13 protein-coding genes and 2 riboswitches are annotated in these 21,141 nt (G+C 47.7%); of the genes, 7 read left to right on the top strand and 6 right to left on the bottom strand.

All coding sequences use genetic code 11. The features are described from left to right. Positions 1–391 precede the first annotated feature (391 nt). The 3 genes from MA2_RS01950 (at position 392) to MA2_RS01940 (ending at position 3,975) form a co-directional block, all read left to right on the top strand. Positions 392–2,722 (top strand): site-specific recombinase, encoded by a 2,331-nt coding sequence (locus MA2_RS01950; RefSeq protein WP_079352010.1) that lies wholly within the window; start codon positions 392–394, stop codon positions 2,720–2,722. Positions 2,723–2,738: 16 nt separating this feature from the next. Beyond that, entirely contained in the window at positions 2,739–3,533 is a 795-nt protein-coding gene (locus MA2_RS01945) for a Nif3-like dinuclear metal center hexameric protein (protein ID WP_373279745.1), read from the top strand. Between the two features lie 202 nt (positions 3,534–3,735). After that, positions 3,736–3,975 carry an acyl-CoA thioesterase gene (locus MA2_RS01940; RefSeq protein ID WP_067055727.1) on the top strand — a complete coding sequence of 80 codons (240 nt, stop codon included), beginning with the start codon at positions 3,736–3,738 and terminating at the stop codon, positions 3,973–3,975. A gap of 18 nt (positions 3,976–3,993) precedes the next feature. Here the strand turns inward: MA2_RS01940 and MA2_RS01935 are convergent, their stop codons facing one another. The 3 genes from MA2_RS01935 to MA2_RS01925 form a co-directional block, all read right to left on the bottom strand. Continuing rightward, a complete protein-coding gene (locus tag MA2_RS01935; RefSeq protein WP_067055724.1) occupies positions 3,994–4,830 on the bottom strand; it encodes a symmetrical bis(5'-nucleosyl)-tetraphosphatase in 837 nt (278 codons plus the stop codon). Between the two features lie 64 nt (positions 4,831–4,894). Then, positions 4,895–5,779, bottom strand: coding sequence for a 16S rRNA (adenine(1518)-N(6)/adenine(1519)-N(6))-dimethyltransferase RsmA (gene rsmA, locus MA2_RS01930; RefSeq protein ID WP_067055720.1), 885 nt, complete (start codon positions 5,777–5,779; stop codon positions 4,895–4,897). A 221-nt stretch (positions 5,780–6,000) separates the two neighbouring features. Further along, on the bottom strand, positions 6,001–7,449 hold the full coding sequence (locus tag MA2_RS01925; RefSeq protein ID WP_211269842.1) for a hypothetical protein: 1,449 nt from the start codon (positions 7,447–7,449) through the stop codon (positions 6,001–6,003). A gap of 697 nt (positions 7,450–8,146) precedes the next feature. Between MA2_RS01925 and ychF the strand changes: the two genes are divergently transcribed. Next, the gene (ychF, locus tag MA2_RS01920) at positions 8,147–9,238 is read left to right on the top strand and encodes a redox-regulated ATPase YchF (protein WP_067055700.1); all 1,092 of its coding nucleotides are present in this window, start codon (positions 8,147–8,149) and stop codon (positions 9,236–9,238) included. 40 nt (positions 9,239–9,278) lie between these two features. Beyond that, on the top strand, positions 9,279–10,514 hold the full coding sequence (locus MA2_RS01915) for an argininosuccinate synthase (protein WP_067055697.1): 1,236 nt from the start codon (positions 9,279–9,281) through the stop codon (positions 10,512–10,514). 51 nt (positions 10,515–10,565) lie between these two features. Here the strand turns inward: MA2_RS01915 and MA2_RS01910 are convergent, their stop codons facing one another. Next, positions 10,566–12,215 carry a hypothetical protein gene (locus tag MA2_RS01910; protein WP_067055693.1) on the bottom strand — a complete coding sequence of 550 codons (1,650 nt, stop codon included), beginning with the start codon at positions 12,213–12,215 and terminating at the stop codon, positions 10,566–10,568. Positions 12,216–12,610: 395 nt separating this feature from the next. On the opposite strand from MA2_RS01910, the gene MA2_RS01905 reads away from it, so the two are divergent. Beyond that, the gene (locus MA2_RS01905) at positions 12,611–17,650 is read left to right on the top strand and encodes an Ig-like domain-containing protein (RefSeq protein WP_067055689.1); all 5,040 of its coding nucleotides are present in this window, start codon (positions 12,611–12,613) and stop codon (positions 17,648–17,650) included. A gap of 94 nt (positions 17,651–17,744) precedes the next feature. On the opposite strand, the gene ruvB is transcribed toward MA2_RS01905, so the two are convergent. Both ruvB and MA2_RS01895 read right to left on the bottom strand, forming a co-directional pair. After that, the gene (ruvB, locus tag MA2_RS01900) at positions 17,745–18,767 is read right to left on the bottom strand and encodes a Holliday junction branch migration DNA helicase RuvB (RefSeq protein ID WP_067055685.1); all 1,023 of its coding nucleotides are present in this window, start codon (positions 18,765–18,767) and stop codon (positions 17,745–17,747) included. 37 nt (positions 18,768–18,804) lie between these two features. After that, the gene (locus tag MA2_RS01895) at positions 18,805–19,278 is read right to left on the bottom strand and encodes a hypothetical protein (protein WP_067055682.1); all 474 of its coding nucleotides are present in this window, start codon (positions 19,276–19,278) and stop codon (positions 18,805–18,807) included. Between the two features lie 150 nt (positions 19,279–19,428). Next, a riboswitch (glycine riboswitch) is annotated at positions 19,429–19,557 on the top strand. 26 nt (positions 19,558–19,583) lie between these two features. Continuing rightward, positions 19,584–19,719, top strand: a riboswitch (glycine riboswitch). A gap of 127 nt (positions 19,720–19,846) precedes the next feature. Here MA2_RS01895 and gcvT point away from each other — a divergent pair. Then, positions 19,847–21,037, top strand: a complete 1,191-nt coding sequence (gcvT, locus tag MA2_RS01890) for a glycine cleavage system aminomethyltransferase GcvT (protein WP_067055678.1) — start codon at positions 19,847–19,849, stop codon at positions 21,035–21,037. Positions 21,038–21,141 lie beyond the last annotated feature (104 nt).

Below are 21,141 nucleotides of genomic sequence, written 5' to 3'. Positions count from 1 at the left end.
CGTTTATTTTAGTTCTTTTAGCTGGCTGATGTTACCCAAACGCCTGCCACGCTCTTAGCAAAAATTGTTGCAAAATTGCCTGCCATTTTGTAAGAAACGCATGACAACGCCTTGCCTAGCCTTTAGAATAGCCAAAACTTGCCTATATGGCGATTTTTCCTAGCGGTTTTTAACAAAAAAATAGCCAATAAGAGTTTGGCAAAATAGTGACGGTAATGGATTGAGGTGCCGATTGCAAAATAAACCCGAACAGCCCAAGGCAGCAAAGACCGACGCGCCCAAACCCAATAGCGGCAAAGGCAAAGCTGCGCCTACACTCAACATCAAATCCGCTAGCCGTCCACATAGCGCGCCAAACCGTGCGCTCGCCGCCGACGCGGGGCTGCAAGTCATGTCACCGTTTCGCCAACAGGTGCTAGCACTGCTTAACGAGATTGCCGAACAAGCTGCTACACCAACGATTGACTTATTTAAACAGCTTATTTTACTGCTACAACGCGGTGCGCACACACCCAAAGCAGCAAATGCTAACATTGGCGTGCTGATTGATCTACTGCGTGACCACCCCATGCTTGCCGACAAGCTATGCCTGTACCTACTGACACTGATTGCGCGTTATCGCCAAGTCAGTTTGTATACTGACATGGGTATTTTAGCAGATAACAGTTTTTTTGCAGAATTTTATGGCTTGATTGGCTATCGCCTGCTGCCGCCTGCGCCCGATGACAAAGACTTGGTGTATGTGTTTTATCGGCTGTTTTCAAGCAGTGCCACCCGACAGTGGATTGAATTGGTCGATACGCAAAACTGGCTGCGATTGTCTTTGCTGCTGCATGTGCCTGATGGTCAAGAATCAATCATGAATAGCTTACGCGCCAATATCTTGCGCGCGATCATTGTACTGGCTCACCGTATCAGCGGCACGGGGCTACACCGCGAGATGATGGAAGCATTTCCGCAACCTGCCGATGACCCACAAGCGTTTATTGAGCTGACCTATGAGGTGCGCGAATTTGCCAATGCTTATGAAACAAGCGTGCTGGCGGCAAATGACGCGCCTTTGCCACAACACCCTGCCGACCCCAGTCAAATCTTGGTACTGGTCGAGCAAATTGAGCGTCTGGTGCAAAACATTCGCCGCCGCATCCACAAAACTGGGGTGACCGTACGCGGTACCAACCGCATGGTGCGCCTTGAGCAAAGCGTTGAGCGGCTTGAGCTGCTGATCATGCTACTGTCTGAACGCCCAAACGCCGAACGCCGTGCGCTCATTGAGCTGATGCACACGCTGTATGAGGGCGCGTATCGCCAAATCAGCGTACGTTATCTGCTCGCCTCCAATACCGCGCTGCTATCGCGCAAAGTCACCGACAACGCCAGTAAGGTCGGTGAACATTATATCAGCACCGACAAACGCGGCTATCGCAAGATGTACAAAAAAGCCGCCTTGGGCGGTGTGCTGATTGGCATCATGGCAACCATTAAAATTTTGGGCTCAAAACTTGCGCTGTCACTGTTTGGCACTGCATTTATGAACAGCATGATCTATGGCTTGGGCTTTGTACTGATTCATATCATCGGCGGCACGGTCGCCACCAAACAGCCTGCCATGACCGCCGCCGCGATTGCCTCAACGATTTCAGAAACTTCAGGGCGCAAGGCGACGCAACTGGCAAAACTTGCCGAACTGGTCGTGGACATCATGCGCACACAGTTTATCGCTATTTTGGGCAATATCTCGATTGCCATGCCGCTGGCGTTGCTGATTTCGGTGGTGTGGTATTACGGTTTTGGCACGCCGATTATCGGCTATGGTAAGGCTGACCACCTGCTACATGACCTCAACCCGTTTACCTCGTTGGCGATTTTTCATGCTGCCATCGCTGGTGTGTATCTGTATATTTCGGGGCTGATTGCAGGCTACTACGACAATTTGGCGGTACACAACAAAATCGGCGCGCGTATTCGCCACCATCCGTGGCTTAATCGTCATCTATCAACCATACGGGTGGAAAAATTTGCCAGTTTTATTGAGCAAAACCTCGGCGCGATTATGAGTAACTTCATTTTTGGCGTGTGCTTGGGCAGTACGGCAACCATTGGTACGATTTTGGGCTTGCCGTTGGATATCCGCCACATTGCGTTTGCATCGGCAAACTTTAGTCACGGTTTGTTTAATATCTATACCAACACAGGCGTGATGCCTGATTTGGGATTGATTTTTGTCAGTTTTTTAGGCGTGGTGCTGATCGGTTTGGTCAATTTGTTGGTCAGCTTTTCGCTAGCACTGCTCACCGCCCTGCGCGCACGCAATGTCAAGGTGTTTGAGTGGAAAAACCTGCTGGATATGGTCGCCACACACTTCATTACTCAACCGTTGGACTTCTTTTTACCACGTAAAGAGCCGATGAAATACGCACTGATTGACGCAGACGGGCGCATTATCTATGACGATGAACCCGTTGAGCGCAAAGCCGCCGAGCAAAAAAACAAACCATCTGCCAAAACCGAAGCTCAGCATACGCCCAGCTCAGCCGCCACATCGACGACAGCTGACACACCTGCCCAAAAACTCACGCCGCTAGAGGTTGAGCAGAAAAAACAAGAGCTTAAAGAAAAGGCCGCCGAAAAACAAGCCGCCAAACAGGCTGCCCAACAAGCAGCCGAACAATCGGGACAAACCAAACCTGATACCGACACCGCCAGTAAACTACCCAAATAACTGTTAAGATCTTATCATGCCAACTTTTGCTCCAAGCCAAACCAACCAATTACCTTTAAACCCAACCATGCTTGCCGATTTTTTGGACGATTACCTACAAGTCAGCGCGTTTGATGATTACTGCCCCAACGGGCTGCAAGTGGATGCAGGCGTACCGATTGCGCGTATCGTCACGGGCGTGACCGCGTGTGAAGCCTTGATTGACGCGGCGATTACCGAGGACGCGCAAGCAATCTTGGTGCACCACGGCTATTTTTGGAAAGGCGAACCTGCGCCCTTGACAGGTATGAAAGGCACGCGTGTGCGCAAACTCATGCAGCATGGCATCTCACTGCTGGCGTATCATCTGCCGCTAGACGCGCACCGCGTGGTCGGCAACAACGTGCAACTGGCGCGTGCATTGGGTTTAACACTTGTTGAGCCACTATACCCAACCCAAAAACACCCGATTGGCGATATCGCAAGCCTACCTGCACCCATCACGCCTGCCGAATTTACCGCCAACATTGCCAGCGTACTGGCACGTCAGCCGCTGCATATTGCCAGTGGGCGCGCGACACTACAACGTATCGGCATTTGCACAGGTGGGGCACAAGATATGATTGAACAAGCCGCCAAGATGGGCTGTGATGCGTATATCTCAGGTGAAATCTCTGAGCGCACAACCCATCAGGCGCGTGAATTGGGCTTGGATTACTTTGCTTGTGGGCACCACGCTACCGAGCGCGGCGGCATACAGGCACTAGGCGAGTATTTGTGCGATATGCTGGGCTTGGCGGTGACGTTTGTTGATATCCCCAATCCTGCCTGAATATTGAGCTAGCTGCCGATATTATTCAGATGACTTTTTATCTACGATAAAGAAAAATTTAAAATTCTTTGAATGGGTACGCCGCGATTGGCTGCGCGAACGTGGGCTTGCCAGCTATTTTTATGCCGACCACAGTGCGGCTCACGCCGCCGAACCTACTGCTACTCATACCGCGTCCGATCACCTAGCGCACACCCAATTTGTGGTTCAGCATGCTGAGGTACATTATCACGCGCCGCTATTGCTTGATAGCCTTTTGACCGTAACTGTGCAAAGCTGTATCGCCAAGGCTGCCAGTTTGAGCCTTATGCAGGCAATTTTTGTTGAGCAGATGTGTTTGTGTGACGCGCAAATCACCTTAGTTTGTGTACAAAAACATCCACAAACAGGGCGGCTACGCCCCACACGACTGCCAACAGATTTTTTGGCATTGCTAAGCTAAACACAGTTTGGGTTGGTGTTATTGTTTTGGCTTGCAGCTGTGGCAAATCACTTTTTCATCTTCAAGCCGATATGCCATTAAGTTGCCGCCCCACACACAGCCTGCGTCAGTAGCGCGTACGTCATCGGTATCAACGCGTGCCTTGAGTGCCGCCCAATGCCCAAACAAAATCTTACGCTCACGCGCCACCTGCCACTCAAACCACGGGCGAAACCCTGTCGGCATGGTGTCATCTAGACTGGATTTGAAGCTAAACTCTAACGTGCCATCGGCTTGACACAAGCGCATACGGGTGAAGTAATTGCAAATCATACGAATGCGCTGATAGCCTGTAAGACTATCCGACCAACCTGCCACCGCACTGCTGTAGAGCTCGGGCAAAAGGCGATCAAGCTGCCATAGGCTGCTTTGTAGCTGGGTGTGTAGCTCAAGCGCGCGACAATGCGCCGCCTCAATACTCCAATTCGGCGGAATACCTGCATGCACCAATACCGTGTCCGCGGTTGGAAACAACATGACAGGCTGATGACGCAGCCAGTTTAGCAGCTTATCGCAATCGGGTGCGTCAAAAATCGGCTGGGTACGGTCTTTTTTCTTGATTTTGATTGCGCCACGCCACACCGCCAACAGATTAATATCGTGGTTGCCAAGCACCATCTCTGCCGCGCCTTGCTCGCACAGTTCTTTGACAAAGCGCAATGTACCTAATGAGTCATCACCCCGCGCCACGATATCGCCTGCAAACCACACCTTGTCTTGACGGACATCAAAGTCTAGGCGTTTGAGCAATGCCAACAAATCACCATAACAACCTTGCAAATCGCCAATTACATACTGGTGTCGAAATTGCGCCATAGGCTCGCTGTTTCCTTATATCAATAGGTCAAAATATTTAATAATACTGGCTTAATTCAACAGTTTACGCCAACTCTGTTATGGCATCACTTAGCTGCACAAAATCAGCCACGTTCAAATTTTCGGGGCGTGCCATCGGCGCAAGTCCGATTTGTTCAAGCTGTGTCTCTGACACACTGGGCAGATTGGCAGGTTTTTTAAAAATCGCGCGCAGGCTTTTACGCCGATGGTTAAATGCTTCACGCACAACATGGGCAAATAACGCCTCATCACGTGCTATTAAGGGTTTGTCACGGTATGGACGCAAGCGAAATACCGCACTGGTCACCTTAGGTGCAGGACGAAACGCACCGTTTGGCACAGTTAGCAGGTATTCGGTGTCACAGTAATATTGCATCATCACCGATAGCCGCCCATATTCTGCGCTATCGGGCGCGGCGGTAATGCGCTCAACGACTTCTTTTTGTAGCATAAAATGCATATCATCGATGACATCGGCAAAGCCAATCAAATAAAACAACAGCGGCGTTGAAATATTGTACGGCAAGTTACCTACCACGCGCAGCTTTTTGTCCTGCTTAGTCGGCTCCAAACCAGCCGCCGCTGCCATATCGCGATACAACGCGCGGTAATCGACCTGCAATGCGTTGGCTTTGACAATCGTTAGCCCCGTGTGGCTGTTTGCGCCAATTCGAATCCGCAGACTGTCTGCCAAATCGGTATCAAGCTCCACCACTGTCAAACGCTTGACGCCATCTAGTAGCGGTTCGGTCAACGCCCCCATGCCCGGACCAATCTCTAGTAGCAGATCGTCGGGGTTTGGTGCGATGGCATCAACAATTTGCCCAATCACGCCAGCATCATGCAAAAAATTTTGCCCAAAGCGTTTGCGCGGCTGATGGCTTAAACCAAGCGCGTCAAGTGACGCAGGGGAACGGGGCGCAGACATAGGCAGCTCTCGAATTATGGGGTCAAAATAAGCAAGCATCGATTATAGCATAGCTTAATCGCAAGCGTGAATGCTGAAATTTATTTGATTAAATGTAGAAAAATTTAAGAATCGGGCGGTTTTTTATCCTGTGTTAAACAGCCGTCAAAACAAAACAGCAGCCTATTTGGACTGCTGTTTTGTTGCTATACAATAAACTACATTCTAACTGCACTAAATGCTTAGAACAAACCTTGGATTTTGTTGCCAAAGTCATCAAGCGTCGTTGTGCGTGAATCAACCAACGTGTCATTGTAGTAGCTGGTATCGCCTGCAATGCGTCCAATTTGCGACACGGTGATATAGTTTTGCAAGCGTCCCAATTTGGTCAAGCCATCATTGAAGTTAAATGACGCTAGCATCACATCCTCGCCCTTCTCGATTGGATTTGACAAAGTTACCAAGAATGCACGGGTTGAGGTCTCACGGTTGAAACCCAAATCCTGCACATACGCGCCATGGAACCAGTGTGGTGTGATCACACGATCTACCCCTTGAGGGCCGTTTGCAGTTTTGACTTCAACCAAGAAGCTGACCACGGGGAATTCACCATAATAACGCTCGGTGCCCACGTTTTTGACATGTAGTGCAGTTGCACCTGCAAAACCAACGGCTTTGGCACTTGATACGGTCAGGTATGGTTGTAAGTCCGCTGCCAAGGCTTGATTTGGTTGAGTCATATCCACGCCTGTGGCAGGTTTTGGCATTGGTGCGACGTAATTCCAATCGGGGGTTTGCTCGGCAGTGGCTGCATCCACTTGATTGGCGTATAGCTTGACGTGTACTTCATTTTTGAGTGGTACAAACGCACGCCATGCGGTTGGCGTAGACCATGTGCCATTTGCCTTACAAAACTGCTGCGTGCCGTTCATATTGACCGCACGAAAACCATAAGTCGCCTCGCCCGTGTAGCCAGCAGGAATTTGGTAAGGACCAATCTCTTGCCCAACATTCCAGCTCAGCGAATACGAGGCTTGCCCACCGATGGTGCGTGCCAATGAATACGCGATGCCCGTTTGCCCGCCTGCTGACGCGCCATTTTTTGACACGCCGCCATTGCCACCAAAGTTTACACTGGTGGTTTCGGTTTGGCTACCATTGACCGATACCGAGATAGTTTGCGAGCGTGACGTGGTTTGTTTAAGTGGAATAGTACCTGTGGTTTGGTTGTAGGTTGAGATCGTGCCAACAGGCAACCAGTTATCTGACACGTTATAAACCACGGTACGACGATCTTCACCTGAATTACACACAGGGAATGGGTTTAAAATATTGGGTTTGATGTGATCAGAACGATGCGAGGTGTGAATCACAGGCAAATCAGGATTCAATAGCGGGGTTTGTGGGTAGGTCTCATATTTTATGCCTTGATTGACTGCTGTGTTTGTCGCAGCCATAGTAGACGCGCTGGTAGCAGCTGACGTATTAACATTCACAGCAGCGGTATTGCTACCGGTGGCATTTAGAGCTTGGGTGGCAGGTGCCGTTGTGACTTGGTCGTCGCTGATGCTACCATTAATTGCTGAACCCATCATCGCAAATACAGGCGCAGCTGCACCGATACCCACTACGATTGCCAATTTTTTAAAACGTTGGTTGCCCGTTTCTGGGCTAGGTTGTTTTGCTGTCATGGTTTGTGTCCTGTTTGTTTGCTGGCATGTTGTTTATGAAATTTACGAGGTTAAGAAATAAAAATAAACAACGTGCCTGATTTAAATTTAGCCACATACCCAATGTATATAGCTAGCTATAACCCTATAACGCACACATTCTGATAAAATCGCCTACTGTATGTACCAAGTTTTCCTCTATATTCATAAAAAACATAACATGATACGACGTTTGGCGTGTATCATGTTGTATATAAAAATAAGAGTATTTATCGGTTGTGATATTGTAGACTAAATTAATACTCTATAACATAAATATTTTTTAAAGATATTATATGATTAAAATATTTGATTTATAAATAGATATCTTTTACCATTAATCGCTAAATTTAGCTTTCTTATCTAGTAAATAAAGCTATAGCATAAAGTTTTGTACGGTAAATATTTATATTTTGTTACATTAATTATTTTATGTGAGTATCGGACGTAAGTTTATAGTGTACTTAATTAAGCTCGTAACACTTACAGCTTGACTATTTAAGCCAGTTTTAGATAAGGGATTAGGAAAATCGCGTCAAAATCAACCTCAAACAAGATTTTTCATGCCCAATTTTGCTACAATGTAAAATTACAACTTTGCATTTTTTATGTTAGGCATAGTTTACATCGTTAATTCATCACGACCAGTCGTTTTTATTTTGAATAATGTGAGACAATCATGGGCTTTAATTGCGGTATCGTCGGCTTACCCAATGTCGGCAAATCCACGCTATTTAACGCGCTGACCAAGGCAGGTATCGCGGCGGAAAACTTCCCATTTTGCACCAAAGACCCGAACACGGGCATCGTGCCTGTGCCCGACCCACGATTGCAGCAGCTTGCCGCAATCGTATCCCCTGAGCGCGTTGTGCCAACCAGTATGGAGTTTGTCGATATCGCAGGCTTGGTGGCAGGTGCATCTAAGGGCGAAGGCATGGGCAACCAATTTTTGGCAAATATCCGTGAGACCGACGCTATTGCCCACGTGGTGCGCTGTTTTGATGATGACAACGTGATTCATGTTGATGGGCGCATCAGTCCCTTGGATGACATCGAAACCATCAACACCGAGCTTGCGTTGGCGGATTTAGAAGCGGTGACACGCGCGATGGTCAATGTCGGCAAAAAAGCCAAAGGTGGCGATAAAGATGCCAAGGCGATGTTGGATATTTTTCAAAAAATCGAGCCACTATTGGCAGATGGCAAACCTGCGCGCCTAGCTAATCTTGATGATGATGCCAAAAAACTGATCAAAAGTTATGGCTTAATCACCTTAAAGCCTGTCATGTATATTGCCAACGTGGCAGAAGACGGCTTTGAGAATAACCCGTATCTTGACCAGGTGCGCGCATTTGCTGAGCAAGATAACGCGATTGTTGTACCGCTGTGCAATCAGTTAGAATCAGAAATCGCCCAACTAGATGATGAAGAAAAAGCCGAGTTTTTAGAAAGTCTTGGCATGAGTGAAGCAGGGCTTGACCGTGTGATTCGTGCAGGTTATGAACTGCTGGATATGCAAACGTATTTTACCGCAGGTGTCAAAGAAGTACGCGCATGGGCAGTCAAGGTTGGTGCGACTGCACCTGAGGCAGCAGGCGTGATTCACACCGATTTTGAGCGCGGCTTTATCCGCGCTGAGGTCATTGCGTTTGATGACTTCATCGAATACAGCGGCGAAAAAGGCGCGGCAGCGGCAGGTAAAGCGCGACTTGAAGGCAAAACCTACATCGTGCAAGATGGCGATGTCATGCATTTTAGATTTAATGTGTGATGTTTCATAAACGTCTAATAAAATTAGCGAGGACGAACTTATGGCAGAAATTAACAAAGATAACATCAACACCATCGTGTTGGCCTACTCAGGTGGCTTAGACACCTCAGTGATTTTGCGTTGGCTACAAGATACTTATGACGCAGAGGTGATCACCTTTACAGCAGACTTAGGTCAAGGCGAAGAAGTCGAGCCTGCCCGCGCCAAAGCGCAGGCAATGGGTGTTAAACACATTTATATTGAAGACTTACGCGAAGAATTTGCGCGTGATTTTGTCTTCCCGATGTTTCGCGCCAATGCCATTTATGAAGGTGAGTACTTGCTGGGTACGTCAATCGCGCGTCCACTGATTGCCAAGCGTTTGGTAGAAATCGCCAAACAACACAATGCCGACGCAATCTCTCACGGCGCAACAGGTAAAGGTAACGACCAAGTGCGCTTTGAGCTGGGCGCGACTGCATTGGCACCCGATGTTAAAACCATCGCGCCATGGCGGATTTGGGATTTGACCAGCCGTGAAACCTTGATGAACTATGCCAAAGCGCATGATATCCCAATTGATTTTGCCAAAAGCGGTAAAAAATCGCCCTACTCGATGGATGCCAACTTGCTGCACATCTCGTATGAAGGCGGCGTGCTAGAAGACCCCTACACCGAAGCTGAAGAGTCTATGTGGCGTTGGACAGTCAGCCCTGAGCAAGCACCCGATGAGCCTGAATACGTTGAGCTGACCTACAAAAATGGCGATGTAGTGGCTGTCAATGGTAAACCACTGGCTCCGCATGAAGTGCTTTTGACGCTCAATGAATTGGGCGGCAAACATGGCATCGGACGTTTGGATATCGTTGAAAACCGCTATGTCGGTATGAAGTCACGCGGCTGTTACGAAACCCCAGCAGGCACGATCATGCTCAAAGCCCACCGCGCGATTGAGTCAATCACCCTTGACCGCGAGGCGGCGCACCTCAAAGATGAATTAATGCCGCGCTATGCTGAAATCATCTATAACGGCTACTGGTGGAGCCCTGAACGCAAAATGCTGCAAGCCTTGATTGATGAAAGCCAAAAGGACGTTGAAGGCACCGTGCGCGTCAAACTGTACAAAGGCAACGTCATCGTGGTAGGCAGAAAATCAGACAAGTCATTGTTTGATGCCAATATTGCCACGTTTGAAGACGATGCAGGCTCTTACAACCAACAAGATGCTGAAGGCTTTATCCGCTTAAATGGCTTACGCTTGGCGATCGCTGCCAAAAAAGGGCGCGATTTTAGCTAAGTCTTTGCTAGGTTTAATAAAAAAGGTGCTGTGTGGCACCTTTTTTTATGGTTAATCGGCTGATTTGGTTTTGTTGGACGTTGTTTTTTGATTTTTGTTGTTGTCTTGCGAGGTGTTTTTTCGCGTGGATTTGGCTTTATCATTTTTTGTATCGCTGCCAGTTGCGGTACCGTCATCATTTGCGCTGGCTTTGGATGATTTGCGGTCTGATTTTTTGGTTTTGCTGATGGCGTCTTGTTGATCCGTCGGTTTTTTATCTGTGGTTTTTTTATCTGCAGTTTTTTTATGGGTGTTTTTTTTGTCTGTATCTTTTTTATCTGTATCTTTTTTACCAGTAGCCTGACTGGTTTTTGACTGGTTTTGTTGTTTGCTGGCTTTACTGGTTTGGGTGCTGGCTTTGTCGTTTGTTTGGTCTGTTGTCGTTTTGTCTGTTGTCGTTTTGTCTTTTGTGGGCTTGGTGGCGCGATCAGGGGTTTGGGCTTGCGATGAGGCAGTATTTTTGCTGGTTGTACTAGCTTTGTTCTGGTTAGCGGCTTGCTGATTATCAGATTTTGTCGCGCTTACTGAGCTGGCAGAGGCGTGTTTGGTGGTGGTGCTTGCCGTATGTTCTACACCAGATGCCACGCGCACGATGGCAACATCTTGGTAGGTTTGGGTTTTTGGTGCGCTTGCTATGGTGTTGGTTGTGTTGGTAACAGATTTTGGAACAAATGCTGACCATGCCCATGCCAATCCGCCAAACACCAATGCCGACAATCCAACGGCGGTGGCAATCCAATGCTGTTGTAGCCGTGCGGCAAAATTGACATTATACAAGGCACGTAATGGTAGAGTTTTTTGAGTGGTTTGGCGTGTAGGTTTGGCAAAAATATCGCCACTTGACGCAATTTGGCGTTTGGATGTGCTGATCGATAAGGCTTTTGGGGTATATTTTGGCGGCTTTTTCGGTACAATCGCCAATGGCTGACGCGCAGTGTAGCTTTGTAATTGGTTTGCTAATGCCTGTTGCCAACCTGCTAGCCCATATTTGTTTAGGTCTTGGTACACTCGTTGCTCGGCGCGAAAGCTCATGACACCTTGGTAACCTGCCAACATGCGCCATGCACACCACGTCGCGCTGTCTATGTTTATGTGGTGTAAATACACGGGCTGTTGTTTAAGCCATTCGGTCAGTTGCGCCAAGCTGATGTTAGCGGTCGCGTTTTGGCTATCGCGCCACAGCCAACTTAAAGTAATCAGCGACAAACTCACAATAAGTTTTGCCAGTTTATCTAACGTAACCAAATCTAGCCGTGATGGCGCGATCAGTGTGCCCAACAGTGCATGCCAATGAGCGGTATCGGTGAATAGTTGCATCGTCAAGCCATCTGCATCTTGCACAAGCATGGCTAGATGGGTCAGCGTGAAACCTGATTGGGTGGTTAGATAGGCGCAAGTTTTGTCGTCAGTTTTGCTCAGCAACGCTACAAGGTATTTGGGCTGATAGGTCGCAAAATAAGCAGTCCGATAAACACAGGTCGTCAATAGCGGCGTTAATGTAGCTTGCGCTTGCGCCAGGCTTATACCACACGCATCCGCCAACAATGGCATGGTAGGCTCAAGCCATCGCTGCCAATTTTTTGCCAATGATAAACGACTGGCTTGGTTGTACAGCGATCGTGATTCGTGATTGGTACCACGCTTAGACGATACAGGATTCATAACGTTTGATCGTGATGGCTAGAAAATTAAAATATCAAAAAGCAATATAAACTTACATTTTATAACACGCCATCATAGCACGATAAGCTGCTCACTGTTCGCCAAATCCTTGCATTTTATAACCATTTATAAGCTTTTTATCGTAAATCTGGATTTTTATGCCAAAATTACTTGTAAGTCTATGGAAAAATCAGTAAATTTAGCGTAACAAAAAGTAGCCATAGGCTATCGTTAATTTTTTTGCTTTTATTCGCTTATTAAATGATTTTTTAAATCATTACGTATTTATTACTTTAGCCAAGCTGTTATCCTCATGCGTTTACGTTGAGCATTTAAAAAATTCGCTTTATTTAAACGGTTTAAACCACATGGCAAGGATTTGTAAGGAATCAATCATGGCAATTTCAACCAGTATCGTTAAGTCTTTTCAATTGACTGCGTTATCAACAGCATTGGCATTGGCAGGTTGTGGTGGTGGTGGTGGTGGTGGCGGGCACAACGATACATTAATGCCGAAGATTCCAAAAGCAAGCATGACTTCGGTGACCAATGATAGTACCAGTAACAATAATAATGTCGTTCAAAATCTAGCAAATGTTAAAAAAGTGCAGCTCTTTAGCGCGCAGTCGTTATTCTCTTTAGTCAATGACAGTCAACTAGAACTTACAGTCTATGCATTGGATGACAACAATCTTGGCGTAGCAGGTGTACCTGTCAATATCGCTATTACTGACCCTGCGGTCACTGGTGTGTATAGTTCAACTGTACAAAACTTGACGACCGACGCAACAGGTAAAGCCACCATCACACTAGATGTACGCGCTTTGAGCGGTGATCAGCGCAATTATTTAAAAGATAAAGGCTTAGAAGTACGCGCAACCATAGGTAATTTAACCACCAGCAAAACACTTAAAGGCACAGATAACGCCACCGTAACAACACCAAGTGATAATGTTAAAGATATTTTACTAATCAGTGACAGCCAAAACATCGCTTTAGAAAAAGGCAGTAAAATTGAGCTGACTGCCATTGCACTTGATGGCGACAACAATTTTATTCCCAATACCGCAGTAAATTTTAATATTAGCAACTCAGTTTTGACAGGTGTATTTGCTAATTCTAACCTAACTGTCGCCACCAACGAAAAAGGCGAGGCAAAACTTGAGCTTGAAGTCAAATCTTTGACGGCTGAACAAGCCCAATACCTCAAACAAAATGGTTTGGTAATTACCTCTAAAGCTCAAGGCAACGGCGTGCAATCCAACAGCATCACGCTAAAAGGTATCGAGCCATCAACCAACAGCAGCGTACAAAGACTTGATGTACAAGCTATCAATTTAATTTCATCGGTCAATCCATTTACGGTTCAGCAAGGCGAAAAATTCACCATCACCGCAGTCGTGCTCAATAGCAGTAACACTGGATTTGGTGGGGTGCCTGTACAGTTTGAACTACTTGACAATCCTGCTGATACGGGTATTTACGCTGTATCAGACACCACCAATGTTGTGACCAATGCGCAAGGACAAGCCACTTTCGAGCTTGAAGTTAAATCTACGGCTGCGCTACAACGCCTAGTGGAGCAAGGTGTTCGAGTAAAAGCCAGTGCACAAAACACGACGGGCGCAACACCTGTGGTTAAAGACAGCGTGCTGACTGTTTTAGGTCAAGAACCGTTAAATACCCCACAGACCAATGTCAATAAAGTGGCTAACGTGCTGTTATCAGGCAGTGTTTCTGAGATCGACTTGACGGCGGGTAATACCTTCACAGTGGTTGCCAACGTTGGCGATATTAACCGCGGCGCACTCTCAAACGTACCCGTTACTTTTAGCATTCCAAAGCTTGAGCAAACTGGCATTGCTAATCTGACAGGCTCAACTGTCAAAACCGATGAGCAAGGTCAAGCTGCTATCAAGCTTGAAATCAAATCGCTCAGCCAAGCCCAGCGTGATTATCTTGTTAAAAACGGCTTTATCATTAACGCCAACGTACCGAATGGCACATCAGTCACCCCACTGGTGATTAAAACCAAACCAGTAGAGACACCAAAAACTGTTAGCAACATATCAGTTACTTCAGATAGTAATAATATTTTAATGGCAAAAGGTGTCAAGGTTAAAGTCACTGCCATTGCATTGGATGAAAACTTTGGCGGTATCGCCAATCAAGAATTACGCGTCAGCATGCCTGACCCAGCGATTACTGGTGTTTATAATATTACTGGATCGACCGTCAAAACCAATGAAAAAGGCGAAGCAGTCATTGATCTTGAGATTAAATCTGATTTAACCAACGCCCAAAAAGATACCTTACGCGACGGACTAACAATTACGGTAAACTCAACCAATGGCAAAACTGGTCAGCTTACACTTAAAGGTCAAGCAACCAACGCTGAAACTGTCGATCGATTGACTTTAACCGCTAATGTAAGCAATATTCCATTAAAACTTGGTGAGCAATTTACAGTGACTGCCAATGTTGCTGACGCTAACAACGGCAGTATCGAAGGTGTACCTGTAGTCTTCAATTTGCCCTCGTTGGCAGAATATGGCGTTGCTAGCCTGTCACCTGCCAGCGTAGCTACCAACGCCCAAGGGCAAGCGGTAATCACGCTACAGGTTCAGTCATTGACTGATGAGCAGCGTGCCAATCTGTTAAAAGGCTTTGCCATCAACGCCACGGCCAACGGCAAACAAGCTGCATTGAAGCTACAGGCGCAGGCGCAACCTAGTGTGACCGTCAATAGCGTGGCTTTAATCACAGATACCAACACGATCAGCACCGATGGCAACGAGACCATCAATGTCACTGCAATTTTGCGCGATACGGCAAATAATGCTTTGGCTAATGTACCAGTTAGTTTTGTAATTGATGATACCAACGCGACCGGTATTTTTGCCGCGAGCCCACAAAATAATGTGCTTACCAATGCCAATGGCGAGGCAACCCTACAACTGCAGTCACGTGCCCTAACCGATGAACAGCGTATTTATTTACAAACAATGGGCTTGACTGTGCGCGTCAATGCGGGTGACAAAACTGCCCAAACAACTCTCAGAGCGCCGATGACGGATGCCAGCAATCAAGCAGCAACCTTAATGTTGCGCTCAGAGTTTAATAATATTGCCATGAACGTTGGTAATAAGGTCAAGCTCACTGCTGTGGTGCTTGACCAAAACAGTGCAATTGTACCCAATGCGTCAGTTAGCTTTAACGTGCCAACGGATTCAGGCTTGATCAATAATACGGGTGCTGTGGTTAAAACAGGTGCTGATGGGCGCGCAACCATCGAGCTTGAAGTTACGCAGGTGACTGAGATGCTGCGCAATGGTGTGACCATCACCGCGCAGTCAGGCAACGCACGCATGACAACGGTACTGCGTGGCGCAACCAACAACAGCAGCACGCAAGCCTATGAGTTGTTTGTTACTCAATCCAAAGAGCGCCTAAATACAGCTAGCGATACCATGACGCTTGCCGTGCGTGTGCTTGATACACAAGGTGGCGTACAAGCCAACGTGCCCGTCTTCTTACAGCTACTGGATGATGGCGTTAGACAAGGCTTATCATTTGACGCCAATTCTGCGTTACGCACCAACGAGAACGGCTACGTTGAGTTTAATCTACGTCAAAGCGATGTGGGATTGGTGGCTAAACTTGACCACACGGCACGTGTGCGCGTCATGGTGAATGACGGTGTGTTCCGTACCGAAGAGCAAACGCTTGAAATTCCTGTTACGGGTACAGCGGTACGCAATGTGTTAGCCTCCAAAACATCGGTCACTGACAACGAAACCATTAGCATATCTGGTCAATTGGTTGATGGCGGTGGTCGTGCCATCACCAATACCCGTGTGACATTGTTAAATAACAATCAACCGCTGGCAATACCTATTGCGGCTAATACAGATAACGCTGGTAACTTCAGGGTTAGCGTTAATACCGCCGCGCTTGGCGCTGCTGCCAATGGTACTTATCCACTATCCGTGCGTGTTGAGGGGACAGATAGAAACAATCAACGCATCAGCCAAGACTTCTCATTGGTAACACTTACCCAAGTTGATCCCAATCGCTTGAGCCTAAGCCTACAGCGAAACGGCACAGATGTCACCAATAATGAGCTTAGCGTTGGCAATTCAGGTGACGTGGTGGTCAATCTACCTAGCGATATCCCTGTGGGTAACGTGGTGTACTTATCAACCGATCGTGGCGTGTTTGGTAATGGACAATCGCGCTTGGGTGTGACCGTGCCTGAGTCACGACAAGTTACCTTTGGTGGCTTACGCTCTGATGCACCTGGAACGGCACGTCTGACACTCACGCACAATGACAATACGCTGTTAAACAGCACTGTCAGCTTTATTTCAAATGATGTCCAAAAACTATTGCTTCAGGTCACCAATTCGACAGTAAGCGTCAATGGTGAAACCAATGTGATTGCGACAGTGCGTGATAGCAATGATGCACCAATCAAAAACGCTTTGGTGGAGTTTAGCATTGTAGCCGACCCATCTTCTGGACGGCTAAGCTCGGCCACCGCACTCACCAACGATAGCGGCGTGGCGCAGATTGCTTATTTTGCTGGTGGAGTGCCTACTCCTGTCAATGGCGTTGAGATTCGCGCTGCGGTCAATCAAGTCAGAATCGGTAACGAATACACCAACGTTACCAGACCGCAGGTTGCAAGCCAGCGGCTAACCGTACAAAGCATGGCAACGTATATCGGCTTTGCGTTCTCAGACACACTGCAGGTAAGCGCTGACAACATTTATTATTTACAAGATGGCTCAATCTTTGTCAATAATTCAGTCGGTCAGCCTGCGGCCAATCAAGAGGTATCAATTGCGGTTGTACCAGAGACTTACACCGTAGGCTTATGGCGTGTTATACCTCGAGTGCCTGAAGTGCCAGAAGTACGTGATGATAACGGTAACATTACCACACCCGCAGTGCCAGAACAGCCTGCGCGATGGGAGCAAAGTTATTTTGACAATACCAGTGGTCGCAGCGTACAAATAACAGGGTCAGCTAGCTGCCTGAACGAGGACTCTAATGGTAATGGTATTTTAGACGCTGGTGAGGACTATAACGGTGACGGTCAGCTGACCCCAATTAATCCAATCACCGTATTGAGTCGCGATGGTCAGCAGCTTGGTAACAACCAAACTATCCGTACCGATAGCGCAGGTAAACTTGACTTTACCATTCGTTATCCTAAGGAGTACGCTCAGTGGATGACTGCAACCGTGTGGGTTACTACCCGTGTCGATGGTAGTGAGTTTAGAGGGCAGCGTACAATTAGCTTACCGTTAGTTCAAGACGATGTCACATTGGATCAAACAAACAGCACAGGCACGCGTCCTAATACCATTAGCCCATTTGGCACACTGGTTACCGCAAATATGGCAAGCTTCTGTCGCCCGAACAACTAACCTTAATAGACAATACAACAATAAGCCCCAACCAAGATTGGGGCTTATTTGATTTATCAAGGCAGCATTTAATATGGCGTAAAACAACCACACATTAGTCTATAACGCCTGCCAACATCCTCCCCCGAGCGGTGCGCACGATATAACCTTGCTGAATCAAATACGGCTCGATGACATCCTCAAGCGTGCCACGATCCTCTGCCAATGCTGCCGCGATAGACTCAACACCTGCAGGCCCACCATCAAAGCGTTCTTTGAGTGTATCTAAATAACGGCGGTCTAAACCGTCAAGCCCACGCTTATCCACCGCCAGCATATCCAGCGCGCTGTGCGCCATCTCTGCTGTTACTGTGCCATCACCCTTGACTTGGGCATAATCGCGCACGCGGCGCAAAAGGCGGTTGGCGATACGCGGCGTACCACGTGAACGGCGAGCAACCTCACGCGCACCGTCCTCGGTCATCGGTACATTAAGCAGCCGTGCCGAACGTGCCACAATCGTGGTCAAATCTGCCACGCTATAAAACTCAAGCCGCTGCACAATACCAAAGCGATCACGTAACGGTGATGTCAATAGCCCTGCCCGTGTTGTGGCTGCCACCAAGGTAAATGGCGGTAAATCAAGCTTAATCGAGCGAGCGGCAGGACCTTCGCCGATCATGATATCCAGCTGAAAATCCTCCATCGCAGGGTACAAGATCTCCTCGATAACAGGGCTTAAGCGATGAATTTCATCAATAAATAACACATCACCTGCCTCAAGGTTGGTGAGCATGGCGGCCAAATCACCTGCTCGCTCAAGCACAGGTCCTGAGGTTGAACGCAGATTGCCGCCCATCTCACGCGCGATGATATTTGCCAATGTGGTTTTGCCCAAACCTGGAGGACCAAAAATCAGCGTGTGGTCAAGTGCCTCTTGTCGGCTACGCGCCGCATCGATAAACACTTGCATTTGTTCTTTGACAGTGGGTTGCCCGATATACTCTGCCAACAGGCTTGGACGGATATGGCTATCGGCATTGTCTTCACGCCGTCCCAACGGGCTAATCAGACGATCTGCACCTTGTCCTGCTTTGGGCGTGCTGGCAATTGATGGGTTAAAATTCGGTGGTAGCATATTTTTATCATTTCAATTGATCAAGAATGCCAAGCCTCTATGGCAAAACGCGCTGCATTTTCATTGGGCATTTTTTGCCTTGCTTGTCGGCGCACCAATACATGGTGTTGCCTTGTTGTTTGACATAGCTGACCAACAGCTCACCTGATTGATCAACACGCACGCCCGAACAGTCAGTTTGGTTGTTGTCATACGTGGTTTGCACCAATAAAATCGGTAGGCTGTCGGGCAGGTCGATATAGCGATACTTGCCATAGCTAAACTCTTGCCCACTTGCGCCGATAAATACATTATCACGAGCGAAGTTGTAACGCTCTTGGCAGTTGGGCTGTTTTGGGTCGGTTTTGGCAAGTTGTAGCTGCCATGTGCCTGCAATGCTTGGCATGGTATAGGTGCTGGTTTGGCGATCAGGTAAGCTGATTTTAGTGGACTTACTGTCTGTTTGGTCAATCGTGCCGCCCAGTGCCAACATGGCAAAAATGCCTGCAAATGTCGTGCTAATGATATCCACAATCCCTCCGCCAATCGCTTGTGCCGTCGCTGTGATAGTGGTTTAGTGTAGCACAGTTTGGCAGCGCACGCATGAACGATTGCTTTGCTCAAACATTTGACATCAAACGTTAAAAGTGCTTGTCAAATCTAATAAAAATTTGCATAATAGGCTAGATGTCAGGAGAGTATTGCGGCAATTTTTGTTTGTCTGGTCAATCAATGATCGGACACATCGCTGGCAATCACCGAAGGCGCAAAAACCCTACAATCGCTCAGGTTCATGGACTGAACATCACGCCACACGCGCACCACTTGCCGTGATTGGCACACACATCTGGAGAGCATGGCAGGTTTATTTTTCTCACTAGCCGCCATCACCGAAGGGGAAAAAGCTGTTTTACCACATGATAGTTGGTTTTAAACGGTTGAAAATCTCAGGTCATAGGACAGATAGGGCAAATTTTTTGTTACTTGTTAATAATCGGTAGTCATTGGCTGGTTTGGATGCTGCAACGCCCTAAGCGTTTAGCATTTTACCTATTCATATGATCTGCCTTAGATTTTTTGCCTTTGTGACAGGATTGCTTATGTCAACCCCCGCCACTGCTCAAGCCGCTACTTCTCAAACTACCACTGCCCAAACTGCCGCGCCGCTGCAGCGTACGCCCTTTTTTGACGCGCACGTCGCCCACCATGCCAAATTGGTCGATTTTTCGGGTTGGGAATTGCCCATTCATTACGGTTCACAAATCCAAGAGCACGACGCGGTGCGTACCGATGCAGGGATGTTTGATGTTTCACACATGGTCATCAGCGACATCACAGGGCAAGACGCGAAGGCGTGGCTGCAACGCCTGATCGCCAATGACATTGACAAAGCTAAAACCGTTGGCAAAGCGGTGTATTCCGCCATGCTCAATGATAACGGCGGTGTGATTGATGATTTAATCGTGTATCGTATGAATGACGCTGAAACCGCGTATCGCATTGTGTCCAATGCTGCCACGCGTGACAAAAACGTGGCGCACTTTAAGCAGGTGGCGCAAGATTTTGCTGATGTTGCTATCCAAGTGCGTGACGATTTAGCCATGTTGGCGGTACAAGGTCCGCGTGCGATTGCCAAATTATCCGCGGCTAAACCGGCTTGGGCAGATGTATTGACAAGTCTAAAGCCGTTTGTTGGCAAGGATTTAGGCGATATTGAGGGTGCAGGTTGGTTTGTTGCGCGCACAGGTTACACAGGTGAAAACGGCGTTGAGGTGATTTTACCTGCTGCCGCTGCCACACAATTTTTTGCCGATTTGGTCGCACAAGGCGTTGTGCCTGCAGGCTTAGGTGCACGTGACACGCTACGACTTGAGGCAGGCATGAATCTGTATGGGCATGAAATGGATGACACCATCACACCTTTTGAGTGTGGCATGGCGTGGACGTTGGCGTTGGATGATGATCGCGATTTTGTTGGTAAGTCAGCGATGCTTGCCAAACAGCAGCAAGCCATCAGCACCAAACAAGCCCAAATGCAAGTTGGCTTGGTACTTGATGGGCGCGGTGTGTTGCGTGAGGGCATGGCGGTGACGCTTGCTGACGGGCGCACAGGCGTGATTACCAGTGGCACGTTTTCACCAACGCTTAAACAATCGATTGCCATCGCGCGCGTACCTGTCATTGCAATAGATACCGACACGCAAGCACAGGTTGATTTACGTGGCAAACCGACCGCGGTTCGTATCATTTCGTTACCTTTTGTGAGAAATGGCAAAAAACAATTCGCTTAATCTAGCTTAGCCGATACGCTAATGCTATGATGGGCATTAACCAGTGAAGTTTGCACAATCATTGAATAGTAAGCAAATTTGACTGGATTTACTGACAATGGTAA

Source organism: Moraxella atlantae NBRC 14588 (genome assembly GCF_001591265.1).
GTDB lineage: Bacteria > Pseudomonadota > Gammaproteobacteria > Pseudomonadales > Moraxellaceae > Faucicola > Faucicola atlantae.
Note: the sequence above shows the minus strand (reverse complement) of the source record. Positions and strands in the feature narration are given on the sequence as shown.

Coding starts and splice junctions, on each gene's coding strand:
- MA2_RS01950 (WP_079352010.1), top strand. CDS start 392: ATGTCACCGTTTCGCCAACAGGTGCTAGCACTGCTTAACGAGATTGCC.
- MA2_RS01945 (WP_373279745.1), top strand. CDS start 2,739: ATGCCAACTTTTGCTCCAAGCCAAACCAACCAATTACCTTTAAACCCA.
- MA2_RS01935 (WP_067055724.1), bottom strand. CDS start 4,830: ATGGCGCAATTTCGACACCAGTATGTAATTGGCGATTTGCAAGGTTGT.
- rsmA (WP_067055720.1), bottom strand. CDS start 5,779: ATGTCTGCGCCCCGTTCCCCTGCGTCACTTGACGCGCTTGGTTTAAGC.
- MA2_RS01925 (WP_211269842.1), bottom strand. CDS start 7,449: ATGACAGCAAAACAACCTAGCCCAGAAACGGGCAACCAACGTTTTAAA.
- ychF (WP_067055700.1), top strand. CDS start 8,147: ATGGGCTTTAATTGCGGTATCGTCGGCTTACCCAATGTCGGCAAATCC.
- MA2_RS01915 (WP_067055697.1), top strand. CDS start 9,279: ATGGCAGAAATTAACAAAGATAACATCAACACCATCGTGTTGGCCTAC.
- MA2_RS01910 (WP_067055693.1), bottom strand. CDS start 12,215: ATGAATCCTGTATCGTCTAAGCGTGGTACCAATCACGAATCACGATCG.
- MA2_RS01905 (WP_067055689.1), top strand. CDS start 12,611: ATGGCAATTTCAACCAGTATCGTTAAGTCTTTTCAATTGACTGCGTTA.
- ruvB (WP_067055685.1), bottom strand. CDS start 18,767: ATGCTACCACCGAATTTTAACCCATCAATTGCCAGCACGCCCAAAGCA.
- gcvT (WP_067055678.1), top strand. CDS start 19,847: ATGTCAACCCCCGCCACTGCTCAAGCCGCTACTTCTCAAACTACCACT.